The 15,251-nt window shown below is 34.5% G+C and carries 16 protein-coding genes, 3 tRNA genes, 1 pseudogene and 1 riboswitch; of the genes and pseudogenes, 13 read left to right on the forward strand and 7 right to left on the reverse strand.

Annotation, left to right across the window (positions count from 1 at the left end; all coding sequences use genetic code 11):
* Positions 1 to 134 precede the first annotated feature (134 nt).
* Positions 135 to 1,163, reverse strand: coding sequence for an FKBP-type peptidyl-prolyl cis-trans isomerase (locus NAT50_RS06550; protein ID WP_250592427.1), 1,029 nt, complete (start codon positions 1,161 to 1,163; stop codon positions 135 to 137).
* Between the two features lie 78 nt (positions 1,164 to 1,241).
* Here NAT50_RS06550 and NAT50_RS06555 point away from each other — a divergent pair, with 78 nt between their 5' ends.
* The 3 genes and pseudogenes from NAT50_RS06555 (at position 1,242) to NAT50_RS06565 (ending at position 2,706) form a co-directional block, all read left to right on the forward strand.
* Positions 1,242 to 1,634, forward strand: a complete 393-nt coding sequence (locus tag NAT50_RS06555) for an RNA-binding S4 domain-containing protein (RefSeq protein ID WP_250592428.1) — start codon at positions 1,242 to 1,244, stop codon at positions 1,632 to 1,634.
* Positions 1,612 to 2,100: pseudogene (locus NAT50_RS06560) on the forward strand (methyltransferase domain-containing protein); the annotation flags it as partial. The gene NAT50_RS06555 and the pseudogene NAT50_RS06560, both read left to right, overlap by 23 nt.
* A gap of 108 nt (positions 2,101 to 2,208) precedes the next feature.
* Positions 2,209 to 2,706, forward strand: a complete 498-nt coding sequence (locus NAT50_RS06565) for a phosphoribosyltransferase domain-containing protein (RefSeq protein ID WP_250592623.1) — start codon at positions 2,209 to 2,211, stop codon at positions 2,704 to 2,706.
* Here the strand turns inward: NAT50_RS06565 and NAT50_RS06570 are convergent.
* Entirely contained in the window at positions 2,698 to 3,213 is a 516-nt protein-coding gene (locus tag NAT50_RS06570; RefSeq protein WP_250592429.1) for a shikimate kinase, read from the reverse strand. The genes NAT50_RS06565 and NAT50_RS06570 overlap by 9 nt on opposite strands.
* Before the next feature lie 127 nt (positions 3,214 to 3,340).
* Between NAT50_RS06570 and NAT50_RS06575 the strand changes: the two genes are divergently transcribed.
* From NAT50_RS06575 to NAT50_RS06585, 3 genes are all read left to right on the forward strand, one after another.
* Positions 3,341 to 3,413: transfer RNA gene (locus tag NAT50_RS06575), tRNA-Lys, on the forward strand.
* A 33-nt stretch (positions 3,414 to 3,446) separates the two neighbouring features.
* Positions 3,447 to 3,519: transfer RNA gene (locus NAT50_RS06580), tRNA-Lys, on the forward strand.
* Between the two features lie 37 nt (positions 3,520 to 3,556).
* Positions 3,557 to 3,638 (forward strand) — tRNA-Leu (locus NAT50_RS06585).
* Here NAT50_RS06585 and NAT50_RS06590 read toward each other — a convergent pair.
* A complete protein-coding gene (locus NAT50_RS06590) occupies positions 3,636 to 4,769 on the reverse strand; it encodes a lycopene cyclase family protein (protein ID WP_250592430.1) in 1,134 nt (377 codons plus the stop codon). The two genes, NAT50_RS06585 and NAT50_RS06590, sit on opposite strands and share 3 nt — an antisense overlap.
* Positions 4,770 to 4,847: 78 nt before the next feature.
* Here NAT50_RS06590 and NAT50_RS06595 point away from each other — a divergent pair, with 78 nt between their 5' ends.
* Genes NAT50_RS06595 through NAT50_RS06610 form a run of 4 tightly spaced genes read left to right on the forward strand, consistent with a single transcriptional unit; the run spans position 4,848 to position 8,538 of the window.
* The gene (locus NAT50_RS06595; protein ID WP_250592431.1) at positions 4,848 to 5,747 is read left to right on the forward strand and encodes a MerR family transcriptional regulator; all 900 of its coding nucleotides are present in this window, start codon (positions 4,848 to 4,850) and stop codon (positions 5,745 to 5,747) included.
* 38 nt (positions 5,748 to 5,785) lie between these two features.
* Positions 5,786 to 7,246, forward strand: coding sequence for a phytoene desaturase family protein (locus NAT50_RS06600; protein WP_250592432.1), 1,461 nt, complete (start codon positions 5,786 to 5,788; stop codon positions 7,244 to 7,246).
* A 7-nt stretch (positions 7,247 to 7,253) separates the two neighbouring features.
* Complete coding sequence (locus tag NAT50_RS06605) at positions 7,254 to 8,093, forward strand: phytoene/squalene synthase family protein (RefSeq protein ID WP_250592433.1); 840 nt, start codon at positions 7,254 to 7,256, stop codon at positions 8,091 to 8,093.
* A gap of 1 nt (position 8,094) precedes the next feature.
* Positions 8,095 to 8,538: a sterol desaturase family protein gene (locus tag NAT50_RS06610; protein ID WP_250592434.1), complete on the forward strand. Its 444-nt coding sequence runs from the start codon at positions 8,095 to 8,097 to the stop codon at positions 8,536 to 8,538.
* Positions 8,539 to 8,579: 41 nt separating this feature from the next.
* On the opposite strand, the gene NAT50_RS06615 is transcribed toward NAT50_RS06610, so the two are convergent.
* From NAT50_RS06615 to NAT50_RS06630, 4 genes are all read right to left on the reverse strand, one after another.
* Positions 8,580 to 9,104, reverse strand: a complete 525-nt coding sequence (locus NAT50_RS06615) for a DUF4252 domain-containing protein (RefSeq protein ID WP_250592435.1) — start codon at positions 9,102 to 9,104, stop codon at positions 8,580 to 8,582.
* A gap of 1 nt (position 9,105) precedes the next feature.
* A complete protein-coding gene (locus tag NAT50_RS06620) occupies positions 9,106 to 9,387 on the reverse strand; it encodes a hypothetical protein (protein ID WP_250592436.1) in 282 nt (93 codons plus the stop codon).
* Positions 9,388 to 9,483: 96 nt separating this feature from the next.
* Positions 9,484 to 11,418 (reverse strand): TonB-dependent receptor plug domain-containing protein, encoded by a 1,935-nt coding sequence (locus NAT50_RS06625; RefSeq protein ID WP_250592437.1) that lies wholly within the window; start codon positions 11,416 to 11,418, stop codon positions 9,484 to 9,486.
* Positions 11,419 to 11,500: 82 nt separating this feature from the next.
* Positions 11,501 to 11,699: riboswitch (cobalamin riboswitch) on the reverse strand.
* A gap of 103 nt (positions 11,700 to 11,802) precedes the next feature.
* Positions 11,803 to 12,192 carry a DUF5522 domain-containing protein gene (locus NAT50_RS06630; RefSeq protein WP_250592438.1) on the reverse strand — a complete coding sequence of 130 codons (390 nt, stop codon included), beginning with the start codon at positions 12,190 to 12,192 and terminating at the stop codon, positions 11,803 to 11,805.
* A 94-nt stretch (positions 12,193 to 12,286) separates the two neighbouring features.
* Between NAT50_RS06630 and NAT50_RS06635 the strand changes: the two genes are divergently transcribed.
* The 3 genes from NAT50_RS06635 to NAT50_RS06645 are packed head-to-tail and all read left to right on the forward strand — an operon-like array spanning position 12,287 to position 15,241.
* Positions 12,287 to 13,429, forward strand: coding sequence for an ABC transporter substrate-binding protein (locus tag NAT50_RS06635; protein ID WP_250592439.1), 1,143 nt, complete (start codon positions 12,287 to 12,289; stop codon positions 13,427 to 13,429).
* Between the two features lies 1 nt (position 13,430).
* Positions 13,431 to 14,468: an iron ABC transporter permease gene (locus tag NAT50_RS06640; protein WP_250592440.1), complete on the forward strand. Its 1,038-nt coding sequence runs from the start codon at positions 13,431 to 13,433 to the stop codon at positions 14,466 to 14,468.
* Entirely contained in the window at positions 14,465 to 15,241 is a 777-nt protein-coding gene (locus NAT50_RS06645; RefSeq protein WP_250592441.1) for an ABC transporter ATP-binding protein, read from the forward strand. Before NAT50_RS06640 ends, NAT50_RS06645 begins: the two co-directional genes overlap by 4 nt.
* Positions 15,242 to 15,251: the final 10 nt, after the last annotated feature.

Below are 15,251 nucleotides of genomic sequence, written 5' to 3' on the forward strand. Positions count from 1 at the left end.
TAACGAATTACTTTAGCTGACTTACCGAACGAGACTGAGGTTGATATTCACAGAAGTTAATACCCTAAAAATAAAATCCAAAAAAAGAGCACGGTCTATGACCGTGCTCTTTTTTAACAATATCTCAAAAATCATTAATGACAGTTCTTGTCTAAATGTTTTCTCAAACGAGTTGAAGAAGTATAATCTCCAGAACAATCAGGAATTCCTTGTGTCTCGTCTACATAAGGGGTAGCAGGATCATCTGTTGCCGCACCATTAAAAGGATAATATCTTTTAACCTTATCTGGATCTAAGGGATTCACATACATTCTTTCATATTTTGTCAAGAAACCATCACCATCATCATCCCTATCGAGATAATTTTGTATACCATCATTATCGGTATCATCATCAGTAAAGTCACCATTACCGTTTACATCCTCTAAATAAGAATCAATACCATCAAAATCATGGTCGATATAATTCACATGATTTAACTTTATGGAAAAAATCAGTGGTGCATAAGAAGGAATACTGGAAGATCCCGAGGCGTAATAGCCTAACCCAGAAGGAAGAAAAAACACACCCGCCCCAAAATTCTCATACGAAATAACCCCAGTAGCAGCATCATAAGAAGAAGTACCGGATTTGAATAACGGTAAAATTTCCGACCAACCACGAACAAGACTAGTCAATGGCATCCATATAGGATTTACAGACTGGTCAAACTGTGTACTTGCAATGTACTCTTTGTATGTTTTAGGATCTGTTGAAGGTAAAATTTCTTCTTTTTTCTTGTAAATGTATTCTCCTCTGTAAGAAACATAAACAGAATCTACTCTGGAAGGCTGCAAATTGGTTCCTTCACGGAATTTCACATAATACACTTTATAATCAACTTTATTCTCTTCATCGCTTACCATCTTATGTTCTAAAGGAAATTCATCCCAAATAGAAGTAAGTCCATTTGCATCTGTAATTTTTTCAAAAGCCACCTCATAAGTTACCGGATCAACATCCATGTGGTATTCTTTTAAAAAAGTTTCAATAGCCTCTAAATCTTTTACATACTGAGTATCATACGGTTCTGGTTTCTTGGTTGAATTATTGTCGTCTTTATTACAAGAAAAAACAAACATTCCAGTTACCAACAATAAAAAGGCTTTAAAAATTCTATTCATTAGTTTTTAATTTAGTGCGCGCAAGATACAATTTTGATTTATTTTTGTCTTATATTTTAACGTAGTTTTTTAAAATTTATGCGAATTGATAAATACCTATGGTGTGTGCGCTATTACAAGACCAGAAACATGGTTACAGAAGCCTGTAAAAAAAATCAGGTAACCATCAATGGCAGTATAGCCAAGCCATCAAAAGAAATCTTACCGGGAGACAAGATTACGTTTCGAAAAGATCAAATCACTTATATCATCAAAGTTCTTGCTATTCCGGATAATCGTGTAGGAGCAAAATTGGTCGATTTGTATCGCATAGATGAAACACCTGCCGAAGCTTTTGAACACTTGGAAATGTTGAAACTTTCTAAAGCACATTACCGAAAATACGGCGAAGGCAGACCTACCAAAAAAGACCGAAGAGATTTAGATGATTTTGAATTTGATTTCAACGATGAAGAAGACGATATTGAATAAAGAGTATTGGGAAAATCGCTACCACAATAAGCAAACCGGATGGGATACGGGAAGCATTACTACACCGTTAAAGGATTATTTCGACCAACTCGAAGATAAAAATAGTAAAATTCTAATTCCCGGTTGCGGTAACAGTTACGAGTATGACTATTTAATCCGTAACGGATTTTCAAATGTATACGTATTGGACTATGCACAACAACCCATAGAGAACTTAAAAAAACGCTTGCCCAATTCTTTACATTCTCACATCATCCTTGAGGATTTTTTTGAACATAAAGAACAATACGATATAATTATTGAACAGACCTTCTTTTGTGCGTTAGATCCCAAATCAAGAAGAGCCTACGTTCAAAAAATGCACACTTTACTCAAGGAAAATGGTAAATTGGTCGGACTCTTGTTTCAATTTCCTCTCACAGAATCAGGACCGCCATATGGTGGAAGCCGAGAAGAATATATTGCTTTGTTTTCGGAATATTTCGAAATCCAAACACTAGAAACAGCTTATAATTCAATCAAACCTAGAAAAGGAAACGAACTCTTTTTTATCTTTACCAAAAAAAACAACACCATGCACACCAACATCATCTTAAACCATCAGGAAATAGAATACAAAATAAAACGTATCGCCTATCAAATATACGAAACGTTCATTGATGAAAAGGAAATCGTAATTGCGGGCATTAACGGGAACGGTTTAATTTTCGCAGAAAAACTCAGCGCAGTTTTAATGTCTATTTCACCGATAAAAGTGATCTTGTGCGATGTGAAAATAGATAAAAAAAATCCAAGTTCAGCCATCACCACTTCTATAGACAAAAGTGTTTATACCGAAAAAGGATTAGTTTTGGTGGATGATGTTCTAAATTCTGGAACGACTTTAATATACGGAGTTCGCCACTTTTTAGACGTTCCGCTAAAGAAATTTAAAACTGCTGTATTGGTAGACCGCAATCACAAAAAATACCCTGTAAAAGCAGATTTTAAAGGCATTTCCCTTTCTACGTCTATTCTAGAACATGTTCAGGTTGTTTTCGAGAAAAACAACAACTATGCTTGTTTAGAGTAGTTGTTCGATTTCTGCTACAATTTCTTCCGGCGTTTTCTCATCGGTAGCAACGTTAAACTTACATTGATTGTAATAATAATTTCTATCAAAGAGATGTTTCGCTATGTAATCAAAAGTCTCTTCGTCACTCAAATTGTGTAATAGTGGGCGTTTTGCAATTTCATTTTTAAGACGCCCTACCAACACCGGAATACTTGCCTTAAGATATACCGAATATACTGGATGATTTTGAAGATACAAATGATTGTTAGCATAACAAGGCGTCCCTCCTCCGGTACTTAATACAAAAGACTCGTCGTTTTCAATCATTTTTTTGAAAATTTCATGTTCTTTTTTTCTAAAAAACACTTCTCCTTCATCCGAAAAAATCTCCATAATCGATTTTTGAAATTCTTTTTCGATTAAAAAATCCAAATCATAGAACGGCAAATGAAGTTTTTCCGCCAAAAGCTGACCGATTATCGACTTACCCGATCCCATATAACCTACCAAGACAATTTTTTTCATAATTATAAAAGCTTAAAAATAAACGCTTTGTGCGCCGATTAAAAAAAAAGATAAAATTATTATTAATTTCTTTTGAAATGTTAAAAATAAGGTATTATATTTGCACCCGCAATCAGGAAATGATTTTGACTCCGTAGCTCAGCTGGTAGAGCACATCACTTTTAATGATGGGGTCCTGGGTTCGAATCCCAGCGGGGTCACAAATTTGACCGAATATTTTTCTTGAAAGCATAGACTCCGTAGCTCAGCTGGTAGAGCACATCACTTTTAATGATGGGGTCCTGGGTTCGAATCCCAGCGGGGTCACAAAAAGTCAAACGCAAGTTTGACTTTTTTTATTTAAGGCCTTGTGGAGGAATTGGTAGACTCGCCATCTTGAGGGGGTGGTGTCGCAAGACGTATGGGTTCGAATCCCATCAAGGTCACGATTTAAACAGCGCTTTGATAAAAGGCAACTTAGGACACGATAAAATTACCTGCAATTCGTCCTGTAAAGAAGATTCTTCATCTAAAAATCTAAAAATCTTATCTGGACTCACTTTTGAAAACATACTCGAAAAAATAGATTTCCCCAATTCATTATTATCGAATAACACTCTAACCAATAATTTATCGTAGAATGTAAAACGATTAAAAACCTTAAAGTTCGTAAAGTCAAAAGATTTTTCCCTCAACAGATCTACCACTTTTTCCGACAATTTATCTGAATTTCTGAAGGTATACCCTGTACTAGCCTTAGTCCATCCACCAGCTGTACCAATATTTAAAACACGTTTGGAATTTTTTTTCCAAAACGGATAAACCGTCATAGGGATATTTCCTTGCTCGGTAGCTGTTATACTGTACTCGTGCAACCCTATTTTTTTTAAATAATCTTGTATTCCTTCTTCATATTCTGTCTGCGTTAATAATTCAGGAGAAAAAAGTGTGTATTCTACCAAAGCTTCGGTACTCGAAAACGGTAAAACATAAAGGAAACGAGTATTACCCTGCTGATCTATAGTAAAATCCATGAAGGTGGCTGTATTCTCTTTGAAAAATGGTGTTTTTGATTTCACAAACCAACCTACAAAATGTTGTTGCAACAAAGGATATTTCGCGTTATTTATGATTTCATTTCTATTGTAAAAAGAATTAAACAAAGTTGCTCCCTCGTAAGTCGCTTCATTTGTCTTAACAATGACTGTATCATTTTGTTCCTGAAAGAATAGTGTTTTCTCTTTCTTCCAAACGATTCCTTTACAACCTTCTATTTTTTTAAAAATGGTTTTATAGAATAGATCCGATGCTATTGACTTATATCGGTAACCATTTTTCATGCAATTGGTTTTAATTCCGTCACCTAAAAAGTAAGCTTCATCCCATGATTTAGAGAGTAAAAAATCCCAATTACCCTGATTCTTTTCCCAGAAAGACCAAGTCTTGTCATTCTCCGATTTATCTTCCGGCTCAATAATTAAAATCGATTTATTTAGGTGTAAATCCGCCGCCATCATTTTGTGTAAAATCATCATTCCTGACAATCCGAAACCCGAAAAAATATAATCGTAACGCATAATTTTAAAAATTCTGTTAACAAATATACTATTTAAAAAATTAATTGTATAAATTTGTTTAACAAAAACATAAAAACAATGAACAATATTAAAACGGTTTTTAGTATTAAAGATCTAGAAAATCTTTCTGGCATTAAAGCACATACCATTCGTATTTGGGAAAAAAGATATAACATCTTAGAACCCATGCGAACGGATACCAATATCAGACTTTATTATTCAAAAAACTTGCAGAAGCTATTGAACATTGTTTTATTGCATAAATACGGATATAAAATCTCTAAGATTTCCAAATATTCTGAGGAAGAAATTCCAAAACTAGTACGCGAAATCATATCAGAAAAAAGTGTAAAACATCACGCCATAAGTGAATTTAAAATGGCTATGATGAATTTTGATCAAAATCAATTTCAAGAAACGTACACTACCCTTTTATCTGAAAAATCGTTCCGCGACGTATTTTATGAAATATTTATTCCTTTAATGGAAGAAATTGGGGTGCTATGGCAATCTGATACCATCACGCCGGCTCACGAACATTTTATCAGTCATTTACTCCGACAAAAAATTATTCTACATACCGAGAAAGCTCAAACAGAAACCAAAGTAACCAACGAAACAGTATTTGTATTGTATCTTCCTATGAATGAAATTCATGAGTTAGGTCTTTTGTATCTGAACTATGAATTAATTAGTAACGGTTGTCATACGGTATATTTAGGAGAAAGTGTACCTTTAGAAAATCTTAAAGACGTACAGAAGTATTTTAAAGACAGTACTTTCGTCAGCTACATTACTGTCGAACCGGATAAAGATGCTGTCAATGACTACATCAAAAAAATACAGGAAGAACTTTTAGATAACAGCAACTCCAAGTTATGGTTGTTAGGGCGAATGACTTCGTATATTGAAACTGAAAACCTACCTAAAAACATTACAATTTTCAATTCTATCGCAGAAATTGTTCATGCGTTATAGTTTTGTTTAATTTTTTATATATATTTGTTGAACAAATTATGAGAAAAAATATAGCAATTATCGGTTCAGGGTTTTCAGCATTAGCTGCTTCGTGTTATTTAGCACAGGCAGGGAATACAGTGACTATCTATGAAAAAAACAGTAGTATTGGGGGCAGAGCGCGCCAACTAAAGAAAGAAGGTTTCACATTCGACATTGGCCCAACATGGTATTGGATGCCCGATGTTTTTGAACGCTTTTTTTCTGATTTTGGAAAATCACCAGCCGATTATTACGATCTTATTAAATTATCACCAGCCTACCAGGTTTACTTCGACATCAATGATTCGGTAACTATTGCCGACAATTTGGAAGAAATCAAAGAAACTTTCGAAAAGATAGAAAAAGGTAGCGGTCAACAACTAGAAAATTTCATACAAGAAGCCAAGAGCAATTATGATATTGCGATTAAAGATATGGTATATCTTCCTGGTGTTTCGCCTTTGGAATTGGTAACTCTTGAAACGGTAAAAAAAGTCAATCAGTTTTTTAGTACCATTTCTAAAGAAGTACGAAAAAGATTTACCAACCCAAAACTCATACAAATTCTTGAGTTCCCGGTGCTATTTTTAGGAGCAAAACCTTCGGATACCCCTTCTTTTTATAGCTTTATGAATTATGCCGATTTCGGATTGGGTACTTTTCATCCAAAAAACGGTATGTATAGTGTAGTGTTAGCTTTAGAAAAGTTAGCCAAAGAATTGGGAGTGACTATCCAGACCAATAGTAATGTAGAAAATATAATTGTTGAAAACGGCAAGGCTAACGGTATAAAAGTCAACGGAACAATTATTGCTGCAGATGTAGTTCTTTCGGGAGCCGATTATCATCATTCTGAAACATTATTAGAACCAAAGTACAGAGCATATTCTGAAAAATATTGGAATAAAAAAACGTTTGCACCTTCTTCCTTATTGTTTTATGTAGGATTTGACAAAAAAATTGACAATGTAGAACACCATTCCTTGTTTTTTGATGTCGATTTTAACGAGCACGCTAAAGACATTTACGACAAGCCTAAATGGCCAACAGAGCCTCTTTTCTATGCTAGCTTCCCATCGAAAACAGATGCAATAGCTGCTCCTGAAGGAAAAGAAGCCGGTATATTTTTAATACCTTTAGCTCCAGGCTTAGAGGATACACCGGAATTAAGAGAGAATTACTTTAATATCATCATTGAAAGATTAGAAAAACTAACACAGCAAAAAGTCAGAGAAAACATTATCTTTAAGGAATCTTTTTGTGTCAATGATTTTATTAAGGAGTACAATTCATACAAAGGAAATGCTTACGGTATGGCCAATACATTGTTACAAACCGCATTTCTACGACCAAAATTAAAAAGTAAAAAAGTAAACGATTTATATTTTACAGGGCAGCTGACTGTTCCTGGTCCGGGAGTTCCACCGGCATTAATATCAGGAAAATTAGTATCTGAATTAATTCAAAAACATTCATAAAAAATCTATGAAAGCACTTTTTGATAACGTTTCCAACCAATGCAGTAAGATGGTAACCCAATCGTACAGCACTTCTTTTTCTTCGGCCGTAAAAATGCTAGCGCCTAGCATCCGACAAGATATTTACAATATTTATGGTTTTGTAAGACTTGCCGATGAGATCGTTGACACCTTTCATGATTACAACAAAGAAGAACTTTTTTCTAGATTCGAAAACGAACTGAAAAATGCCTTACAGGAAAAAATCAGTCTTAATCCTGTATTGAATTCTTTTCAACATACAGTCGAAAAACATCAAATTCCCGAAGAACTTATTGATGCTTTTATGAAAAGTATGAAGGCGGATTTAAGTAAAAAGGTATACAAAACCAAAGAAGAATACGAAGATTACATTTACGGAAGTGCTGATGTAGTGGGACTAATGTGTCTGAAAGTTTTTGTAAAAGGCGATCATGAACTTTATGAATCTTTAAAAAAATCGGCGATGCGATTGGGTTCGGCTTTTCAAAAAGTAAATTTTTTACGAGACTTAAAAGCTGATTTTGAAGATTTAGAAAGAACTTATTTCCCGAATACCGATTTGAGAAATCTCGATGAAAATGCCAAAAGAGAAATCATTCAAGAAATCGAAGATGATTTTGAAGCTGGATTTGAAGGAATAAAAAAATTACCTATAGAAGCGAAATTTGGAGTGTATACGGCGTATATTTACTACAAGAAATTATTGTCTAAACTGAAGAAAACACCTTCTACTGAGATTAAAAACACACGAATTCGTGTTCCGGATTATCAAAAAATAAGCTTACTAGCTAATTGTTACGTTAAATACCGATTAAATTTATTATAAAATGCTACTACATATTATAGTTTTCTTATTAACTTTTTCAATCATGGAATTCATGGCATGGTTTAGTCACAAATACATCATGCATGGATTTTTATGGAATTTGCACGCCGATCATCACAAAAAAGACCACGATTCTTGGTTTGAACGCAATGATGCTTTTTTCTTGTTTTATGCTGCTGTAAGTATTGGATTCTTTTTACTTTGGCAAAATGATATTTTAGAAATTGGTTTAGCCATAGGTCTTGGTATATTGGCCTACGGTATTGCCTATTTCATGGTGCATGATATCTTTATACATCAACGTTTCAAGCTCTTCCGAAATGCAAACAACCGTTATGCTAAAGCGGTAAGGAGAGCACACAAAATGCATCACAAACACATCGGTAAAGAAGATGGAGAATGTTTTGGAATGTTATTGGTTCCGCTAAAATATTTTAAAAAATAAAGGAATAAAAAAGCTGTTTCAAAATGAAACAGCTTTTTTATTTACTTCTTAGCTGCCGAGTTCAAGACTTCGCTCCCGGGTAAATTCATTCGCTTAGTTAATAACGATATTTCGTTAATACTAAAATCTCCTGTTAAAGACATTAAAACGGTTTCATTACCTTTTACTCCCGTACCTTCAATAAACATTAATAATTCACTTACCTTGTTGGTTCCTGGTATCGACTTGACATAAATTTTAGACTCTTTTCCATTTTCATTAGATCTCATCAGTTCTTCCAATTTAGCCTCCGCCAAATATTTTTCTACCGTAGTACGCATTTCCGCAGTAGTTTTAGGATTAATCGTTTTATACACTCGTAAATTGTCTAATTTCTTGATGAGATTTAAATAAGCAACATCCTCTTTGCTTTCCATTTTTACTTTGCTCATCAACTCAAACATTTTTTTGTTGACTACCACCGAAGAAACCGTTTCTTGATTATCATATTTATCAAAAACCGATTGTGCATTACTATAAAAAGGAAGTACTATTGCTAGAATAAAAATTAAAAAATATTTTCTCATATTAATTTTTCTCTTTTTTAAACACTTTGTTTTTAACCAAATCATATTCTTGTAAATACTGAGCATTTTCTATGCCAGAATTAATATTATTGGACAATAATTCTAATGCTTTTTGGGTTTCTTGAAAAGCTTCTTCAGGTGAATGAAACGAACCCAAAGTACTTTCTTTAGCCTGCTTGTTGATACTCTTATTAAAAAAAGTTACTAATCCAATAATCCCAATTACGGAAAAGAGTATTAAACCCCAAACAAATGTTTTGCTTATTTTCACTTTTTCTCTCATCTTCAATTTTTTTGTACAAGATAAAGATAAAATACGGTTAAAAAAAATCCCGACTTAAACAATGTAAAGTCGGGAAAAACAATAATTCAAACATTTTTAAAACAAGAAATTGAAACCTAATTTGAAATTTCTACCTTTTGTATTGTAACCTACTAGTTCTATAAAATCTTCATTGAAAAGATTAGAAACCGACGCAAAAACAGTCATTCTGTCTTTGAATAATTCGTGACGAATAGTAGCATTGACTAACTTATAAGCATCTAATTTCACTGGAACGACAGCATAATTAGCAGAATCATAGAACGCATCAGTTCTTTTATCTACAAACTGATAATTAAGATGTAAAAAAGTTCTAGAAGTAGCTCTAAGATCTACAGCAGCGTTCACTTTATGCTTTGGTATTAATCGGCTTAATTGTGCTTCGGTTTGTGTGAAGGAATAATTTCCGCTTAGTTTTATTGCCTTGTTAAAAGAGTAAGCTACCATCGATTCTATACCTTTTGCAACATAAGTCCCCTCTCTGTTGATGTATTGAGAGGTCCAAGTAATCATGTCGGTAAAGAAATCGAAAGTGTTGGTTTCTTCTCTGTGAAAAGCAATAGTATTAAAAGTTAGTTTATTTTGCAACAGATTCAGTTCAAAACCTGCTTCGATAGTGCTGTTTTCTTCTGGTTTTAATGTTAAATTCCCATAAGGTGAGTACAGTTGATACAAACTTGGCGTAATATAAGCGGTACTGTAAGAGGTTAAAAACTTAATTGGCAACTCTTTCAATGAGAAGGAAGGATTAACATTGTAAACTAAATGATTCCCATAGATATTATGAACATTTAATCGAGCTCCGGCATTAATATTGAATCCAATTTTAGAATTATAAACGGCTGTTATATAAGGATCAAGAGTAGAAAAATGAGCCGTTTTATCCGAAATAGCTTCATATTGTGAGTTCGCATTCATTTGATGAAATTGAAATTGACCTCCAAGCACAACAAAAAGTTCGTCAGAAATACTGTATTTATTAAAAGCATCAACATTGGCGCTATTCGATTTATAATTACTTAGATTAACCGAATTGGTCCAAGAGCTGAATATATCATAATTTCTTTCGATAGTATTGAAGGCAGAATAGATTACGAATTCCCCTTTTTTATACCTGTATTTTGGAGAAAACCCAAAACGAAACTGCTCGGACCTTGCTTTGTTTTCCTTTACATCAGGATTATTCAGATTATCAAAACTGTTGTCAAAATTATTTTTGAAAAGGTCGAAATTGGCAAAAAAATCAAAATTTAATTTCTCCGTTGGTTTAAATCCGAATTTAACCGTTGCATTTAGTTTTTCTGCAGTATCAGCTTCAAAATTATCGCCTTTGGCTTCTGACATTCCGGTTACATAACTGTGATTAAGGGTTGCAAGATAATTCACTTTATTCACAGTTCCATTTACTGAGAAACCCTGACTAAAGTCATTCGGTGCGTAATTGTTTTCGTGAGCGGCGGTTTCCTGACTTCCTAAACTCATGTAAGCATTTCCGGAAATCGCTTTTTCTGCAGATTTTTTTAATCGAATATTTATTACTCCTGTAGCAGCTCCCGAACCATATAAAGTACTGGCAGCACCTTTCATAATCTCGATACTTTCCACTTGTTCAACAGGAATAAGTCGTAAATCGTATTGCAAACTAATTCCGGAAGCATCCGTAACCGGAACACCATCAATCAGAACTAAATTTTGACGACTTCTTCCACCACGGATGTAGAATTCTTGGTTTTTACCTGCAGCACTTTGATTTCCATTTACTTCAATGCCCGCTACCGAGCTTAAAATAGTAGCCACAGACTGACCTGACCTCTTGCTTAACTCTTCCGCAGTGATTTTTACAATTACTTTGCCCGATTTTTCTTTGGCCAAAGCAAATTTAGAATCCGAAACCACCACTTCTTCTAACTTGTTAATCGAATCATTTTGTTGTGCAAAAGCACCCATTGATGCCAATGCAATAGCAGAGGCAAACACAATTTTTTTGTTCATTGTAATTAAAACATTTTTACTACTAAAAATGGGAGAAAAGCATAGAATTTACCCATACCCAAACCTTTTTTCCCGAAAGTTTGATACTCATTGTACTGGGCAGGTCTCCTGGCTTGCGTCTTGTTGTTTACCTTCCCGTCGACAATATTGGACAGTGGTTTTGCAGATAACAACAAGCTTAATAGCTTACAGTTGCGGGTACAGCTTAGGATTTTAACCTAATTCCCTTTTAATGTATTTTTACAAAAAAGTAAAATACAACCTCAATACGGATGCAAATATAACCCTATGATTACGAATAATACAAATTATATTTCAATTTTAAGGCAACTATTAAAAATTCATCAATAAAAAAACGTTTTTAAAGAAACCTAACAAACCATATTATCCGTTTTTCGAGTCCTTGTTTTTCTGATAAGGACAATGACGACATTGGTTTTCACAACAAAAACCCCGCTTCAAATGATACCATGGCTTGAAAACCAATATATCCTCCTCTACATAATAATCGATACCTTCGATTAATTTTTCTGTTGGAGGAAGCTCCTTTGCTCTATTTTTCATTGCGTTTTCGGGAGTAATGGTAGACACATAACGATCAATTGTCACTTCACAAGCATTTTTTAAACAAGTTGGACAAAGACAATCGGTTAGCGTTGTGGGAGCAAAAATAGGTGGAAAATCATGACACCAACATTGAGAAACATCCGAAACAGCTCCGCAAGTAAAGGGAATACCGCAAACAGAACATTTTTTCTCTTTTAGACTATTCATGCCCTAAAGATACTACTTGCTATTTTCTAGCAATAAAAAGAATCCTCATTTTTTTACAAATTCTTATACCTTTGCGATGTTTAAACAAAACCGAATGAAGATTTTTTTACATAGAACCTTAGTTCTTTCTTTTTTTATATTGGCTTTCGGCTGTAAAAAAAATGAAAAAAAAGAAAGCGCAAACATTGCATCCGCTTCCAATAGTATTCAGTACGCTAAAGGTTTTTCCATTTACAAAAACAACGGATATTCGGTAGTAAAAGTGACCAATCCTTGGCCAGATTCAAAGGATGTTTTCACCTACATTTTACAAGAAAAAAATGCAGAAATTCCGGATAGTTTAAAAAAATATACCACAATCCCCATTCCCTTACAATCAGTAGTAGTGACCTCTACCACAAATGTTCCTTATCTTGAGATGTTGGGCGTTGAGAACAAACTGATTGGTTTTCCTCATACCGACTACGTTTCTTCGGTAAAAACAAGAGCTCTTATCGATAAAGGAATTGTAAAAAATGTAGGGCAAAATGAACGCTTGAATATCGAAAAACTGATTCATTTATCTCCCGAACTCATCGTTACGTTCAGTTTAGACAATAACAATCCTATGTTGAAAAACCTCGAAAGAAGTGGCCTTAAAGTCCTAATTCTTGGGGATTGGATGGAGCAATCTCCTTTAGGAAAAGTTGAATGGTTGAAATTGTATGGTGCTTTGTTTGGAAAAGAAAAAGAAGCCGAATTAATATTTAACAATATCGTAAAAGAGTACAATAAAGGATTATCTCTGGTGAAAGGAAAAACCGCAAAAAAAACTGTTTTGTACGGAACAATGCATCAGGATCAATGGTTTGTCGCCAAAGGAGACAGTTGGGCGGCGCGATTTTTAAAGGACGCACAATCTAATTATCTATGGGCCGATACAGAAGGAACTGGAAGTTTGTCATTGCCTTTTGAGAAAGTATTGGAGAAAGCTCAAAACGCAGATGTTTGGATTGCTGGAAGCACTTTCAAAACCCTGAACGAATTTTCATCAAGCAACCCACATTATAGTCAATTTAAAGCTTTCAAAGAAAAGAATGTCTATACTTTTGAAAGCAAATTAGGCGCTACGGGAGGAACCATTTATTATGAATTGGCACCCAGCCGACCTGACTTAGTGTTGAAAGATTACATTAAAATATTTCATCCCGAATTATTACCCAATTATACTCTTACCTTTGCAGAAAAACTGAAATAAATTGACAAATCAAAAAAGAAATACCTTCTTGTTTTTATCGCTTAGCATTGGGCTTTTAGCTCTTTTGCTGGTCAATATCAGTTTCGGTTCAGTGACTATTCCTTTTAAAGATGTGATAAAAAGTCTAACCGGAGGACAGGCCGATAAGTCGACTTGGGAATATATTATCATCAATTATAGAGTTCCTAAAGCCATTACTGCCATCTTAGTGGGAATGGGACTTTCTATTAGTGGATTATTAATGCAAACGCTTTTCCGAAATCCTCTAGCCGGTCCGTACGTATTGGGTTTGAGTTCCGGATCGAGTTTAGGAGTAGCCTTTGTGATTCTAGGAACTACTTTAGTACCTTCTTTTTTAAGTCCTATTTTACTTTCCTCTTATGGCATTGTACTAGCCTCTGTATTAGGCAGTTTTTCCGTTTTATTATTGGTTTTGATTGTTTCTCAAAAACTTCGGGATACTATGGCTATTTTAATCGTAGGACTGATGTTTGGAAGTTTTACTAGTGCTATTGTTGGAGTACTCACCTATTTTAGTTCGGCAGAACAATTACAGAAATTCACGTTTTGGTCGTTGGGAAATTTAGGAAACCAATCGTGGACCTCTATTGTTGTGCTTTCTATTTCGGTAGGTTTTGGATTGATAATGAGTTTATTTTCCATAAAATCACTAGATGCTCTCTTGTTGGGTGAAAATTATGCTCGAAGCTTGGGACTCAACTTTCGGAAAACCCGATTCATTATCATTTTTGCCACTAGTATTCTATCCGGTAGTATTACTGCTTTTGCAGGACCTATAGCCTTCATAGGATTGGCCGTCCCACATATTGCTAAATTACTATTTCAAACCAGTAATCATTTCATTTTATATTGGAGCACTTTGCTTATTGGAGCCGCTATTATGCTTATTTGTGATGTGATTTCACAAATGCCCGGTTTGGAAGTAACACTCCCCATCAACGCCATCACCTCAATTATTGGGGCACCGATCGTTATTTGGCTTTTGGTTCGAAAACGTAAAACTGCGAATGGATTATGAAAAAAATACTTTACACGACAGATCTCGCGATTGGATACCATACTAAAAAGGATAAAACGGTTATTGCCCAAAATATCCATTTGGAATTGTCCGAAGGTAAATTAATCACACTCATTGGGGCTAATGGAGTTGGAAAGTCTACTTTATTGCGAACTATCACCGGAATACAAAAACCGCTTGCCGGAGAAGTAATTCTAAAAGACAAAAATATCTCGGCTTACGATCTGGTAAAGTTAGCCCAAAATCTCAGCGTAGTCCTAACCGAAAAACTACCTCCCAGCAACTTAACCATTTATGAATTGGTAGCCTTAGGTCGACAACCCTACACCAATTGGGTTGGAAAACTTGCTCCCGAAGATTTGGAAAAAGTGATGACAGCGATTGAATTGACCAACATTCAGGAAATAGCACATAAAAAACATTATGAAATCAGTGATGGACAACTGCAAAAAGTACTCGTTTCAAGAGCTTTAGCACAAGATACCCCATTGATTATCTTAGACGAACCTACTACACACCTAGACCTGCATCATAAAGTATCCCTCTTTAAGCTACTGAAAAAATTATCGCAGGAAATGGGAAAATGTATTTTGTTTTCAACCCATGATATTGATTTGGCGATTCAGTTAAGTGATGAAATGATTGTAATGACCAAAGACAATATAACGCAAGATGAACCTTGCAAACTCATAGAAAAAGGCGTTTTTAATTCTTTGTTTGAAGATGAAGCAATCGTTTTTGATCGCGAAAAAGGGAAGTTTCTGTTCAAATAATTAAGATTTT

It is taken from the genome of Flavobacterium luminosum, from assembly GCF_023635005.1.
GTDB lineage: Bacteria > Bacteroidota > Bacteroidia > Flavobacteriales > Flavobacteriaceae > Flavobacterium > Flavobacterium luminosum.